Source organism: Paraburkholderia silviterrae (assembly GCF_004353915.1).
Taxonomy (GTDB): Bacteria; Pseudomonadota; Gammaproteobacteria; order Burkholderiales; family Burkholderiaceae; genus Paraburkholderia; species Paraburkholderia silviterrae.
Map to the genome: position 1 here is coordinate 882,190 of NZ_SMRP01000001.1, position 13,617 is coordinate 895,806.

The 13,617-nt window shown below is 64.4% G+C and carries 16 protein-coding genes; 12 read left to right on the plus strand and 4 right to left on the minus strand.

The annotated features are described in order from the left end of the window. Positions 1–47 precede the first annotated feature (47 nt). Together EYW47_RS03840 and EYW47_RS03845 are read left to right on the plus strand one after the other, a co-directional pair. A complete protein-coding gene (locus EYW47_RS03840) occupies positions 48–332 on the plus strand; it encodes a type II toxin-antitoxin system RelE/ParE family toxin (RefSeq protein WP_133193527.1) in 285 nt (94 codons plus the stop codon). Positions 333–342: 10 nt separating this feature from the next. Then, positions 343–627, plus strand: coding sequence for a HigA family addiction module antitoxin (locus tag EYW47_RS03845; RefSeq protein WP_133193528.1), 285 nt, complete (start codon positions 343–345; stop codon positions 625–627). 94 nt (positions 628–721) lie between these two features. On the opposite strand, the gene ahpF is transcribed toward EYW47_RS03845, so the two are convergent. The 3 genes from ahpF to EYW47_RS03860 form a co-directional block, all read right to left on the minus strand. After that, positions 722–2,323: an alkyl hydroperoxide reductase subunit F gene (gene ahpF / locus EYW47_RS03850; protein WP_133193529.1), complete on the minus strand. Its 1,602-nt coding sequence runs from the start codon at positions 2,321–2,323 to the stop codon at positions 722–724. 178 nt (positions 2,324–2,501) lie between these two features. After that, complete coding sequence (gene ahpC, locus EYW47_RS03855) at positions 2,502–3,065, minus strand: alkyl hydroperoxide reductase subunit C (RefSeq protein ID WP_133193530.1); 564 nt, start codon at positions 3,063–3,065, stop codon at positions 2,502–2,504. 410 nt (positions 3,066–3,475) lie between these two features. After that, positions 3,476–4,384, minus strand: coding sequence for a LysR family transcriptional regulator (locus EYW47_RS03860; protein WP_133193531.1), 909 nt, complete (start codon positions 4,382–4,384; stop codon positions 3,476–3,478). 156 nt (positions 4,385–4,540) lie between these two features. Here EYW47_RS03860 and EYW47_RS03865 point away from each other — a divergent pair, with 156 nt between their 5' ends. From EYW47_RS03865 to EYW47_RS03895, 8 genes are all read left to right on the plus strand, one after another. Further along, on the plus strand, positions 4,541–5,266 hold the full coding sequence (locus tag EYW47_RS03865) for a pirin family protein (RefSeq protein ID WP_133193532.1): 726 nt from the start codon (positions 4,541–4,543) through the stop codon (positions 5,264–5,266). Between the two features lie 133 nt (positions 5,267–5,399). Then, positions 5,400–5,813, plus strand: a complete 414-nt coding sequence (locus EYW47_RS03870; protein WP_133193533.1) for a DoxX family protein — start codon at positions 5,400–5,402, stop codon at positions 5,811–5,813. 287 nt (positions 5,814–6,100) lie between these two features. Further along, on the plus strand, positions 6,101–7,465 hold the full coding sequence (locus tag EYW47_RS03875) for an aspartate aminotransferase family protein (protein WP_133193534.1): 1,365 nt from the start codon (positions 6,101–6,103) through the stop codon (positions 7,463–7,465). 102 nt (positions 7,466–7,567) lie between these two features. After that, positions 7,568–8,125, plus strand: coding sequence for an FUSC family protein (locus tag EYW47_RS03880; protein WP_133193535.1), 558 nt, complete (start codon positions 7,568–7,570; stop codon positions 8,123–8,125). A 54-nt stretch (positions 8,126–8,179) separates the two neighbouring features. After that, complete coding sequence (locus EYW47_RS03885; RefSeq protein ID WP_240763513.1) at positions 8,180–8,497, plus strand: nucleotidyltransferase family protein; 318 nt, start codon at positions 8,180–8,182, stop codon at positions 8,495–8,497. Then, on the plus strand, positions 8,494–8,862 hold the full coding sequence (locus EYW47_RS03890) for a HepT-like ribonuclease domain-containing protein (RefSeq protein WP_133193536.1): 369 nt from the start codon (positions 8,494–8,496) through the stop codon (positions 8,860–8,862). Before EYW47_RS03885 ends, EYW47_RS03890 begins: the two co-directional genes overlap by 4 nt. Positions 8,863–9,142: 280 nt before the next feature. After that, on the plus strand, positions 9,143–9,277 hold the full coding sequence (locus tag EYW47_RS42385; RefSeq protein ID WP_276322927.1) for a hypothetical protein: 135 nt from the start codon (positions 9,143–9,145) through the stop codon (positions 9,275–9,277). 43 nt (positions 9,278–9,320) lie between these two features. Beyond that, positions 9,321–9,749, plus strand: coding sequence for a rubredoxin (locus tag EYW47_RS03895; RefSeq protein WP_133193537.1), 429 nt, complete (start codon positions 9,321–9,323; stop codon positions 9,747–9,749). Between the two features lie 77 nt (positions 9,750–9,826). Here EYW47_RS03895 and EYW47_RS03900 read toward each other — a convergent pair whose 3' ends face one another. After that, positions 9,827–10,690: a helix-turn-helix transcriptional regulator gene (locus EYW47_RS03900; protein ID WP_133193538.1), complete on the minus strand. Its 864-nt coding sequence runs from the start codon at positions 10,688–10,690 to the stop codon at positions 9,827–9,829. Positions 10,691–10,867: 177 nt separating this feature from the next. On the opposite strand from EYW47_RS03900, the gene EYW47_RS03905 reads away from it, so the two are divergent. Further along, positions 10,868–11,701 carry a carbon-nitrogen hydrolase family protein gene (locus tag EYW47_RS03905; RefSeq protein WP_133193539.1) on the plus strand — a complete coding sequence of 278 codons (834 nt, stop codon included), beginning with the start codon at positions 10,868–10,870 and terminating at the stop codon, positions 11,699–11,701. A gap of 189 nt (positions 11,702–11,890) precedes the next feature. Beyond that, complete coding sequence (locus tag EYW47_RS03910; RefSeq protein ID WP_133193540.1) at positions 11,891–13,264, plus strand: APC family permease; 1,374 nt, start codon at positions 11,891–11,893, stop codon at positions 13,262–13,264. Positions 13,265–13,617: the final 353 nt, after the last annotated feature.

Sequence of the window (13,617 nt, forward strand, 5' to 3'; positions counted from 1 at the left end):
CCACTATAACGCCACGCGTCATATGATGCGTGGCGTTATGCTTTGGCATGGCGATCCAAAACTTCGAAGACCGGGAAACTGCGCTCATCTGGACAGGCGAGCGTTCGCGGCGTCTGCCTGCTGAAATGCAGCAGATCGCCAGGCGAAAGCTGCGCATGCTCCACGCCGCACATGAGCTGTCGGACTTGCGCATTCCGCCCGCGAATCGGCTTGAACTACTGAAAGGCGACCGTATCGGCCAATACAGCATCCGCATCAACGACCAATGGCGTATTTGCTTTCGTTGGCGAAACGCAAACGCATACGACGTCGAAATCGTCGACTATCACTGAGGCGCAGACTATGAAAAAACTCGCGAACGTTCATCCGGGAGTGGTTCTCCAGGAAGAATTCCTCACGCCGATGGAAATGAGCCAGAACGCGCTCGCGCGCGCCATGAACGTGCCGCCGCGCCGCATCAACGAGATCGTGCACGGCGAGCGCAGCGTCACCGCCGACACGGCGCTGCGCCTCTCCTTCGTGTTCGGCACCACGCCGCAATTCTGGATGAGCTTGCAGGCAGACTACGACCTCGAAGAAGCCGCGAAGCACGTCAACCTGACCGATCTGCGCCGTCTGGCCGCCTGAGCACCGCGCCTGCGGTGCCACCCTTACAGGCAAAAAAACGCCGGCTAAAGGCCGGCGCATTCAAAGAGAGACAAACTTGTCTGGCCTTCGGGGCTCAAGCCTCCACGGCCGCAGCTCTCGCGTCTTCTTCCTGCTCCACCGACGAGCGGATCAGGTAGTCGAACGCGCCAAGCGAAGCTTTCGCGCCTTCACCCACGGCAATCACGATCTGCTTGAACGGCACGGTCGTCACGTCGCCCGCGGCGAACACGCCCGGCACCGAGGTCTGGCCCTTCGCGTCCACCTCGATCTCACCGTGCTTCGAGAGCGCCACCGTGCCCTTGAGGAATTCCGTATTCGGCACGAGACCGATCTGCACGAACACGCCTTCGAGCTCGACGTGATGCTTCTCGCCCGAGGTGCGCTCGAGATACGCGAGACCCGTGACCTTCTGGCCGTCGCCGGAAATTGCCGTCGTTTGCGCGTTCACGTGCACCGTGACGTTCGGCAGGCTGCGCAGCTTGCGCTGGAGCACTTCGTCCGCACGCAGTTGCGCGCCGAATTCGAGCAGCGTCACGTGGCTCACGATGCCCGCGAGGTCAATGGCCGCTTCCACGCCCGAGTTGCCCCCGCCGATCACGGCGACGCGCTTGCCCTTGAAGAGCGGGCCATCGCAGTGCGGGCAGTACGCCACGCCCTTGTTGCGGTATTCCTGCTCGCCCGGCACGTCCACGGTACGCCAGCGCGCGCCCGTGGCCAGCACCACGCTCTTCGCGCGCAGCGTCGCGCCGCTTTGCGTGCGCACTTCGAAGCCATTGCCCACTGCGGTGAGCGCTTCGGCGCGCTGCAGATTCATGATGTCGACGTCATAGGCGCGCACGTGCTGCTCGAGCGCCGTCGCGAACTTCGGCCCTTCCGTTTCCTTCACCGAGACGAAGTTCTCGATGGACATCGTGTCGAGCACCTGGCCACCGAAGCGTTCGGCGAGCACGCCGGTGCGGATGCCCTTGCGCGCTGCGTAGATCGCGGCCGCGGCGCCAGCGGGGCCGCCGCCGACGATGAGCATGTCGAAAACGTCCTTCTGGTTCAGCTTTTCGGCGGCACGCGCCGAAGCGCCGGTATCGAGCTTCGCGAGAATCTCCTCGACGCCCATGCGGCCCTGGCCGAACACTTCGCCGTTCAGGAAGATCGTCGGCACAGCCATGATCTGGCGCTTCTCGACTTCGTCCTGGAACAGCGCACCGTCGATCGTGACGATCTGCACGTTCGGGTTGAGCGCGGCCATCGCGTTGATCGACTGCACGACTTCCGGGCAGTTCTGGCACGACAGCGACATATAGACTTCGAATGCGAACGTGCCGTCGAGCGCCTTCACCTGTTCGATCACTTCGTTCTCGAGCTTGACCGGGTGGCCGCCCACCTGCAGTAGCGCGAGCACGAGCGACGTAAATTCATGGCCCATCGGAATGCCAGCGAACGTCACCTTGACGTCGGAGTTCGCGCGCCTGATCTCAAACGAAGGGGCACGCGCGTCGCCAGCTTCGGCGCCACGGCGTTCCTCGAGCGTGATGCGATCCGAGAGCGATGCGATGTCCTGCAGCAATTGCTGCAGTTCTTGCGACTTCTCGCCGTCGCCCAGGTACGCAACGATCTCAATCGACTGCGTGACTTTTTCGAGGTAGCTTTTTAGTTGGGTCTTGAGATTTGCGTCGAGCATGGCGTGTTCCGGCTAGAGAAGAAGCGTGGGAATGCTAAGTAATTTTTGCTGTTGCGAAAGCCTTTTGGGCCTTGCAGCAAGGCGCCGGGCCGCAACCCGCTAGAGTGCGGCCCGGAGAACTGCTCAGTGTGATATCAGCGTCATGCGTTTCAGGCGAAACGCATTGAATGAGCGACGCTTAGATCTTGCCGACGAGGTCGAGCGACGGCTTGAGCGTTTCAGCGCCCGGCGTCCACTTGGCGGGGCACACTTCGCCCGGGTGAGCAGCAACGTATTGAGCAGCCTGAACCTTGCGCAGCAGTTCCTTGGCGTCACGGCCGATGCCGTTGTCGTGGATTTCGCACAGCTTGATCTCGCCTTGCGGGTTGATCACGAACGTGCCGCGCAGCGCCAGGCCTTCTTCTTCGATCATCACGTCGAAGTTGCGCGTGATCGCGCCGGTCGGGTCGCCAACGAGCGGGTATTGGATCTTGGCGATCGTATCCGACGTGTCGTGCCATGCCTTGTGCGTGAAGTGCGTGTCGGTCGACACGCCGTAGACTTCAACGCCCAGCTTCTGGAATTCTGCGTACTGGTCGGCCAGGTCGCCGAGTTCAGTCGGGCACACGAAAGTGAAGTCGGCCGGGTAGAACACGACAACAGACCACTTGCCGAGGAAGTTCTCTTCAGAGACCGGAACGAACTTGCCATTGTGGAATGCGGTGGCCTTGAACGGCTTGACTTGCGTGTTGATGAGAGACATCAGTTGTTTCCTCGCTCTGGGTTGGAAAAGGTATGGACGAAGGTTACGGGAACCGCGACCATTTGAAAAATTGATTACGTTGATCGCCGGAATAAAGCGGGTCTATCGATCCCCATAGAAAATCCTGGAGGGGCCTTCGAAGCCCGCCAGCACGGCGTTGCGCGCCCGCGTCAAGCGGCCCGAGCAACCCTCGGGGCGGTGAGCATACAACGAAATTGCGACATTGCGCCTCATGTGCCCGATGCGCGAATGCTTCATGGCCGTGCATTCGCGCGCCTTGCCGGCCGCACCTTGCCGGCCGCACCTGCTCAGCCTCAGCGCCAGTCGGCCGGCCGCGCCGGCAGTCTCCTAGATGCGGGCACAACCGCCGAATTTCAAGACCTGCGCACACATCCCGCAGACTGTCCGCATCAAAGCGCACCACCGCGCGCGGTTGCCGCACGGGCAGTCAAGCGCTCGCGCAGAAATTGCGTGAACGCGCGTATGGTCACGGAAGCTTCACGATGCTGCGGATACAGCGCGTGCAGCGCGTTGGGCGGGGGAATGTACGGCTCGAGCACCTCGACCAGCAGCCCCGCATCCACCGATCCCGCCACGATGAAGTCGGGCAGATAGCAGATGCCGAGGCCCGCCACGGCCGCATCGCGGAGCACCTCGCCGTTGTTGGCCCGCAGCGGCCCGTGCACCTCGAACGGCGTGCGCACCCCGTCGATCATGAACTCCCACGCGGCGCGCCCCTGCTGCCCGTATGGCAGGCAGGCGTGCTGCGCGAGGTCGTCAGGCGTTTGCGGCGCGCGGTGGCGGCGCCGGTAGCCCGGGCTGCAGCAAGGGATCATGCGCACATCGATGAGCTTCTGGGCGATCAGCGTGGAATCCGCGAGCCGCCCGATGCGCAGCGCCATGTCGAAGCCTTCTCCGATCACGTCGACGTTGCGGTCGCTCAGATCCATGTCGAAGTGCACGTCGGGATGCGCGCGCAGGAATTCGGCAACGAGCGGCGAGAGATGCGCCATGCCGAACGACATCGGCGCGCTCACCTTGAGCAGGCCGCGCGGCTCCGAGCGCCGGGCCGACATGGCCTGCTCCGTGTCGGCCACATCGGCGAGGATGCGCCTGGCGCGCTCGTAGAACTCCTGGCCGAGATCCGTCACGGCCAGCTTGCGCGTATTGCGCACGAGCAGGCGCGCGCCAAGGTCGGCTTCCAGCGCGGCCACGCGGCGGCTCACGAACTGCTTCGAAAGCCGCAGGCGGTTGGCCGCCGCCGTGAAACTGCCCGCGTCCACGGTGTTCACGAAGATTCGCATGTCGTCGAGTTGCATGGTTATTGTCTACTCATATATGACAGTGAGTCGTATTTTACGACGCTTCATCTCATGCTGGTTGACCTAAACTGACGTTCATCGCAGCAGGATATTGATCAACCGGCCTGGAGCAAGACGCCTCGGCGCCCACTCCGGCCAACAGGAGAAACGAACATGATCGAACTTCGCAAGGCAGATCAACGCGGCCGTGCCGAACATGGCTGGCTCAGCTCGCGCCACACGTTTTCGTTTGCCAACTACTACGATGCGCAGCAGACCGGCTTCTCGGACCTGCTCGTGATCAACGACGACCGCGTCGCCCCGGCGCGCGGCTTCGGCAAGCACCCGCACCGCGACATGGAAATCTTCTCGTACGTGCTGGAAGGCGCGCTCGAGCACAAGGACTCGATGGGCACCGGCTCGGTGATCGTCCCCGGCGATGTGCAGCTGATGAGTGCCGGCACGGGCGTCGCGCACAGCGAGTTCAACCACTCGGCCGAACAGCCGGTGCACTTCCTGCAGATCTGGATTGCGCCGAACGTGAAGGGCGCGCAGCCGCGCTATCTGCAGAAGAATATTCCGGGCGAGGAAAAGCGCGGCAAGCTGCGCCTGATCCTCTCGCCGGACGGCGCCGCCGAGTCGCTCGAGCTGCGCCAGGACGCGCGGGTCTACGCGGGTCTCTTCGACGGCGCGGAAAGCGCGAAGGTCGAGATCGGCGCCGATCGCTACGCCTACGTGCACGTGGCGCGCGGCAGCGTGAAGGTCAACGGCCTGGAGCTGGGCGAAGGCGACGGCGCGCGCATCCGCTCGGAGCGCGAGCTGACCTTCACCGACGGACACGATGCCGAGGTGTTGGTGTTCGATCTGCGTAATATCGAGGTGTCGGAGCTCTGGTCGTAACCGAGGCCCTGGCGTCAGCCTTTCATTCGACTGGCGCCGGCGGCCCGACGCGGTCCCGCAAACCAGCGGGCCGCGCCGCCGACAGGCGCAACAAAGCAAACAAACGACTTAAACGACACATTGGAGAAATAACATGCGATACAACCTCTTCGGCCAAGGCAACGACGCCGCCCTGCTCGTCTCGCGCATCCTGCTGGTCACCCTGTTCGTGATCTTCGGCTGGTCCAAGCTCACCGGATTTTCCGGCACCGTCGACTACATGACGCACGCGGGCGCGCCCATGCCCATGATCTCTGCCGTCATTGCCGTCGTCATGGAATTCGTGGTGGGCATTCTGCTCCTCGTTGGCTTCTATACGCGTCCGCTCGCAGTGCTGCTCGCGATCTACACCATCGCCACCGCGCTCATCGGCCACCGCTTCTGGACCATGACGGGCATGGATCAGTACATGAACATGATCAACTTCTACAAGAACGTCAGCATCGCGGGCGGCCTGATCGCGCTCGCCGTGACGGGTCCGGGCAAGTTCTCGATCGACAGGAAGTAACGCCGGCGCCGTAAAGGCGCGGTGCGGAAAAGCGCGATGGCCTGCAAGGCATCGCGCTTTTTTTGCGTCTCCTGCCGGTCTCTTTGCAGCCTCTTTGCGCTCTCTTTGCGCCGTGCTGGCCGCCTTGCCTGGCATAGCCTGTGACGCATGGCCTATGCCGTATGTCCGAATGTACTTCGATGCATGCGCATGCGAGGATCAGTCCAGATCCATACACGGTTCGCACGCGCTTCGCCTTGCACGCGCAGCGTCGAACCCAGGCATAGCCAGCACACGAGGAAACCTCCATGCAAGACCGCCCAGGCGTGAACCAGGAGCGTGCGCAGCGCATCCTGGCACGCGAGCGCGACGCCTTTGTCGCCGCGCGCCCGAAATCGCAAAGCCTCTCCGCGCAAGCCGCGCAGCATCTGCTGTTCGGCGTGCCGCTGCACTGGATGAACGACTGGTCCACGCCGTTCTCGCTCTACGTGGATACGGCGCGCGGCGCCGCCTTCACCGACGTGGACGGTCACCGCTACATCGACCTCTGCCTCGGCGACACGGGCGCGATGTTCGGCCATGCGCCGCCCGCCGTCGCGCGGGCGCTCGCGCGCCAGGCGCAGCGCGGCTTCACGACGATGCTGCCGGGCGCCGACGCGGTGGCCGTGAGCGCGGCGCTCGCGCAGCGTTTCGGCCTGCCGTACTGGCAGTTCGCGATGACCGCGAGCGACGCCAACCGCTTCGCGCTGCGCTGGGCGCGCGCGGCCACCGGGCGCGACAAGATCGTCGTGTTCAACGGCTGCTATCACGGCACCGTGGACGACGTGTTCGTGGATCTCGTCGATGGCCGGCCCACTCAGCGCGCGAGCCTGCTCGGCCAGGTGCACGACCTGCTGCCGCACACGCGCGTGGTGGAATTCAACGACCTCGATGCGCTCGCACGCGCGCTCGCCGACGGCGAGGTGGCGTGCGTGCTCGCCGAGCCCGCCATGACCAATGTGGGCATGGTGCTGCCCGAACCCGGCTTCTGGCGCGAGGCGCAGGCGCTCATGAAGCGCCACGGCACGCTGCTGCTGATCGACGAAACCCATACGATCAGCAGTGGCCCGCGCGGCTATGCGCGCGAGCACGGCATCGAGCCCGATCTCTTCGTGCTCGGCAAGCCCGTGGGCGGCGGCGTGCCGTGCGCGGTGTACGGCTTTTCCGCCGAGCTCGCCGCGCGTGCGCAGAAGGCGAAGCTCGATGCGCCGCCGGGCCACTCGGGCATCGGCACGACGCTCACGGCGAACGCGCTCTCGATGAGCGCGATGCGCGCGACGCTCGACGAAGTCATGACCGACGCTGCTTATGCGCATATGTTCGCGCTCGCCGAGCGCCTCGCGCAGGGCCTCTCCGCCACGATCGCGCGCCATGCGCTGCCGTGGTGCGTCACGCGCGTAGGGGCGCGCAGCGAGTTCCAGTTCTGCGCCACGCCGCCGCGCAACGGCAGCGAGGCGCGTGCGGCAATGGACGACGAACTCGAGCACATCATCCATCTGTATCTGCTCAACCGCGGCGTGCTCATCACGCCATTCCACAACATGATGCTCGTGTGCCCCGAGACGACTGAAGCCGACGTCGAACGCCTGATCGGCGCGTTCGACGCCTGTCTCGACGAGTTGTGCGCCCGATAAATAGAATCGGGCTGTAACGGCATGCGGAATTGCTATGCTTGACGGCCAGGCGGCGCGGCGCCCGGCCGCCTTTCCATTTCGCCTTCAAGCCGATCACAGCCGATGCACGACCCGCAAGAAAACCTCTTCGCCTATCTCACCTCGCTGCAGCAGTCCGCACTGAGTGCGCTCAAGCTCCTGCCGCTCAAGAGCCGCGCCGCGCAGGGCGCGCTGATGGCGCTGCGCGCCGTCTGCGGCGCGGGCCTCGCCTATAGCATCGGCCGCGCGCTGCACACCGAGCAGGCGTTCTGGGCGGCGATCACGGCCATCGCCGTCACGCAGCACGATTACGCCGATACGCTCACGCAGTCGCGCGACCAGTTCATCGGCGCGATCGCGGGCGGCATCGTGGGCTTTGCGGCGGCCACGCTCGGGCCGGAGAACATGGCCGCATACCTCGTGGCGGTAGCCGTGGTGATCGTCGCGTGCTGGTGCCTGCGCGTGAGCACCGCCGCGCGGCTTGGCGCGATCACCACCACCATCGTGCTGCTCGTGCCCAGCCACGGCCCCGTGTGGGGCGTGGCGCTCTTTCGCGTGGCGGAGGTGGCCATCGGCATGGCCTGCGCGCTGCCCGTGTGCTGGGGGTTTTCGTATCTCGAGCGGCGGTGGCTGCGTGTTTAGGCGATCAATGGGGGTAAGAATCTGCGCTATCATCGTATCCAGTACGCACTTCGAATGACTGCCACCCGACGAGAGATCACCGTGAGACCCTCCGCTGCCCTGAATGCGCATCGCACCGAAATCCGCGAAATCGTCAAGGCCAATAGGGCAATGAACCCGCGCGTGTTCGGTTCGGTGGCGCTCGGCGACGATAAGGACGGCAGCGACCTGGATATTCTGGTCGACCCGACACCGGAAACGTCGTTGCTCGATATTGGCATCATCCAGGACACCTTGGCCCAGTTGCTCGGCGTGGAAGTAGACGTATTGACGCCCAAGGCGTTACCCGAATCCTTCCGGGAGACCGTCATTGCCGAAGCGGTACCCGTATGAGTCGCGACAAACTCCGTCTGCCCGAATATCTGCAACACATTCTCGATGCCATCGCTCGCATTAGTCGATACACCGCCGGTATGGACAAACAGGCATTCGAATCCGACGAATTGGTGCGCGACGCCGTTATCCGAAATATCGAAATCGTCGGCGAAGCAAGCTACAACATCCGCAAACATCATCCCGATTTCGTCGGCGCACATGCGAATCTCCCTTGGGGTGGTGCATATGGGATGCGCAATGCACTGGCCCATGGCTACTACGCCGTCGATCTCGATGTTGTCTGGAATACACTGCTGAACGATCTTCCTACGCTCGCACGCGACGTCCAAGAATTGCTCGACGAGCTCGTTCGCCGGGGTTGACCGCGTGCTATAGGGGCGCCTCTAATGGCCGCCGCACCCTTCCGCTCTCAACCCTCGCGAAATAATCCATCTCCCAACGCTGTGCAATAAATGGCGCATTAGCGGCGATAATCAGGGCCGCCGTGCGCAATGCTTCCACGAGCCGCGCGCCCGCCTATTTGGGTGCGGCCAGTGGGCGCGGTTAGCGCCGAATCGCCCCGTGGATGCGAAAAACGTGCGAAACTCGTCGCCCCGCGCCGTTTCGGGCGCAAGCAACGCATCGCACACCCATCGCACGCAAATGAACACGAACCGCCAATCCGTCCCCGCCACCCCGAACGCCCCCGCGCGCAAGTCCATCTCGCTTCTGCAGATGCTCGCGCTAATCGCCTTCGGCGGCATCGCGGCCTCGCTGCTGCTCAGACAGTTCGTCTGAGCGCCGCGCCGCACGGGACGCCCGCTCTACCCCGTTTTCGCTTATGTACAAGAAAGGCGTCGCCCTCGAAATCCAGTTCTCACCCGAGCGCCTGAACGACGGCGCAGGCGATCCCTACTGGATCGACCTCACCGCCGAAGAAGCCGCCGCACTGCTCGAAACGCTGCAAACGAAGCTCGCCGCACGCGAGAGCACCTCGGCGCCGCTCGTCGTGGCGCTCGACACGCCGCGCGAGCCGTCCGCCGCCGATGGCACGGCGCCCGCCGCCGCTGCAAGCCCGGCAATCTCCGCCCCCGCCGACCATGGCCTCAAGCAATGGGTCTGCGTGATCTGCGGCTGGGTGTACGACGAAGCGGCCGGCGCCCCCGACGACGGCCTCGCACCCGGCACGCGCTGGGCCGACGTGCCCGACGACTGGCGCTGCCCGCTGTGCGACGTGGGCAAGGAAGATTTTGCGCTGGTCGAGTTCTAACGCGTGTGCCTCGCATGAGCGCCTGAATGCGTGCTCATGCACGCACACATCATGCGCTCACCCATTCACGCCCTGCCCTACGCCCCTTCGCGCCCGTTCTGCTCGTAGAAAAGCGCAAATAGTTCAGACTGCGAACTAACGCCGAGCTTCGCGTAAATGTGCTTCTTGTGCGCACGCACGGTCTCGAACGAGATTTGGAGCCGCTCGGCAATCGCGCGCGTCGAAAAACCGGAAAGACTCTGGCGCACCACCTCGATCTCGCGCGCCGTGAGCGCCGTGCGGCCGCTTTGCCGCGCCACCGCTTCGAAGCGGCTCGCGTAATCCACGTCGCGTGCGCCAGGCGCGGCCTCGCTCGCCGCGACGGCCTCCGACTGCGGCATACCCGCATCCGCTTCTGCCGCTTGCGGCGCGGTGAGCGGCTCATAGGGCAGCCGCTGCCGCAACAACGCCATCACCCATGGCGCGAACATCGCGAACATCGCAATGTCGCGCTCCGTGTAATGGTGCTTTGCACCGAGCGAGATAATCAGCGTGCGGCGCGCATCGAGCGGGTGATTGAACTGCACCTCGTCGCCGATGATGTTGCTCTTGAAATAGCGCTGGTAGTAGTCCGTCATGCGGAAGTTGTCGGGCGCGACTTCGGCGAGCGTGACGAGCCCCGCGCGCGGCCTTTCGCATGCGTTGATATAGAACGGATCGAGCTGGTACATCCCCTCCAGATACGCGCGGAACAAGAGATCCACGGTGCCGTCGGGCATCGGTGACTCGGCGCAGACCAGCGGCGCGCGATCGCGTATGAAGACGAGCGCGACCCAGTTGTCGAAGGCGATAAACCGCTCGATCACGCGCGTCATGCGGGTCCAGAAGTCGGGGCCGTCGAGGGCGTCGATGAGCGTCGCGATATGGTGATGGAATGCGCGGTCCTGCCAGTCGGGTTCCATCGTTCCTCCGGTCAGGGTAACCCTGCAGGGTAATTTCTATCCAAAAATAACGTGGTGATAATAGCCGCTCCTGAAGCTTGCGCGGCCAATTATCCAGACCGGCTGCCCGCGAGCCCGAAAAATCGAGGCCCATGGAACCCGCACAAAGCGCCATGGGACCGGAGCACGGAGACAAGCATGCAACTCGAACTCGCGCAGATCCCTCTCGTTGACGGCGTCGTCGCGCCCAACCTCGCGCGCACGCTCGACGCGATCGGCAAGCGCCGTGCGGGCACCGACCTGATGGTGTTCCCCGAAGCCACGCTCACCGGCTTTCCCACGCGCGAGACCGTGCGCGACGTGGCCGAAACGCTCTCTGGCCCCTCGCTCAGCGCCGTGCGCGATGCCGCGCGCCACGCCAATGTGGCCGTGGCGGTGGGCCTGGCCGAGCGCGACGGCCAGACTTTCTACAATACGACAGTCCTGATCGACGAGCGCGGCGAAATTGCGCTGCGCTATCGCAAGACCCACCTGTGGGCGACCGACGTAGGCGTGTTCACGCCCGGCGAGCGCTTCGAGGTCTGCGAATTCAAGGGCATGACCGTCGGCCTCCTGATCTGCTACGACATCGAGTTTCCCGAGACCGCGCGTGCGCTCGGCATGCTCGGCGCCGAGATGATGGTCGTCACGAACGGCAACATGGATCCGTTCGGCCCCGTGCATCGCCGCGCCATTGTCGCGCGCGCGATGGAGAACCAGGCGTTCGCGGCGCTCGTGAACCGCACGGGCGACGGCGACGACAACCTCACGTTCCCCGGCGAATCCGCACTGATCAGCCCGTTCGGCGACGTGCTGGCCGAGCTCAAGAACGAAGACGCGGTCCTGCCCGTCACGGTGGACCGCGCGCTGCTCGCGCAAAGCCGCGAGCACTACAGCTATGTGCACGACGCCCGCATCGCGCTGAATCTCGCCGACGAAAACAACGCGCAAGGGCGCCGCACGCTCAACATCCGCCCCCGCACTACCCGCTAAATCGGCGACGCAGCTCTCTCGAGGGCTGCGCTCGCGGTAATAACAATAAACGATTGACGCTCACGAGGCGCGCGCTGCCCTGCTGCTGGGGCCGCACGCTTGCGTGCGGGCTTCGCACGACCACGCCTCAAGGCAGGTCTTAAAAACCCGCGCAGACAAAACCCGCAGTACTCTGGAGACAACTGCATCATGAAGCCTTCCTCAACGCCGGCCACAAGCGGCACGAACGGTTCGAGCAGCGCACGCGAACCGCATCTCAAACGCACGCTCGGCCTGCCCTCGGTGCTGCTGTTCGGCCTCGCCTACATGGCGCCGCTGATCGTCTACGGCACTTACGGCGTGCTCGCCGGCGCGAGCCAGGACACCGCCGCGCTCGCCTATCTCATCGCGCTCATCGCGATCGTGTTCACGGCGCTCAGCTACGGCAAGCTCGCGCGCCTGTTCCCCGTGGCGGGCTCCGCCTACACCTACACGCGCAAGAGCTTCAACGCGCATCTGGGCTTCATGATCGGCTGGGCCACGCTGCTCGACTACTTCTTCCTGCCGATGGTGATCTGGCTGATCGGCGCGGCCTATCTGAACGCGGCCTTCCCGCATGTGCCCACGTGGATCTGGATCGTCTCGTTTATCGTGCTCACGAGCGGGCTGAACATTGTCGGCATCGAACTCGCCGCACGCTTCAACATCGTGCTGATGATCGTGCAGCTCGGCATTACCGCGATGTTCGTCGTGCTGTGCGTGCACTATGCCGCGGCAGCGGCGGGCCCCGGCGGCCTCATCGCCGCGCAGCCGTTCTTCCAGCCGCACGTGCCGCTGTCGGCCACGATGGCCGGCGCCGCCATCGCCGCGTATTCGTATCTCGGCTTCGACGCCGTTTCCACGCTCACCGAAGAAACCATCGAGCCGGAAAAGAACATCCCGCGCGCCATCGTGCTGATCGCGCTGGTGGGCGGCGCGATCTTCGTGATCGCCGCGTACACGCTGCAGCTCGCGCATCCGGGCGCCGTGTTCAAGGACCCCGATTCGGCCGCGTTCGAAATCGCACGCAAAGTGGGCGGCGACATCTTCGTGACGATCTTCCTCGCCGGCCTGATCCTCGCGCAGTTCGCCTCCGGTATCTCGGCGCAAGCGAGCGTGGGACGTCTGCTCTACGCGATGGGCCGCGACGAAGTGCTGCCCAAGTCGATCTTCGGCTTCATTCACCCGCGCTTTCGCACGCCCGCCATCAACATCGCGATTGCCGGCGCCGTCGGCCTGATCGCGCTGAAGCTCGACGTGGCCACGTCCACCTCGTTCATCAACTTCGGCGCGTTCCTCGCGTTCACCTCGGTGAACCTGTGCGTGATCCGCCAGTACCTCAGCCGCGCGCCCGGCACGCAAGGCTTCGGCGTCTTCGGCGGCATCGTGTTCCCGCTGCTTGGCGCCATCACGGACATCTGGTTGCTGGTCAGCCTCGAGAAGACCGCGATCATGCTCGGCGTGATCTGGTTCGTGCTGGGCCTCGCGTATCTCGGCTGGATCACGCGCTGCTTCCGCCGCGCGCCTCCGGAAATGGCCGTGTAAGACAGACTGCCGCTGGCGGCATCCACTCGCGCCCGCTCACGCGGCGAGCACGAGTGCGAGTGTGAGTGTGTGTGTGAGTGGCGATGCCGCTCCGCAAGCCGCCGCGTACGGTGGATCGAATCGGGCTTTCGCATCGCGCGAAAGCCCGATTTTTTATTCGCAGGTCGCGTGCAGGCGCGGGATTCGTGCGCCCCAGGCGCTTCGGCACGGTGCGTGCGCCGCGTAACGGCCTGCGCGGTTGCACGATTGCGGGGTCGGGGTGAAACAAGCGTTCGGTCACGCGGACCCGAACCGAACTACAATGCATGCCGTCCTCCGATTTGCAGGCACGTTCGTCGCCTCGTTAGTACGCA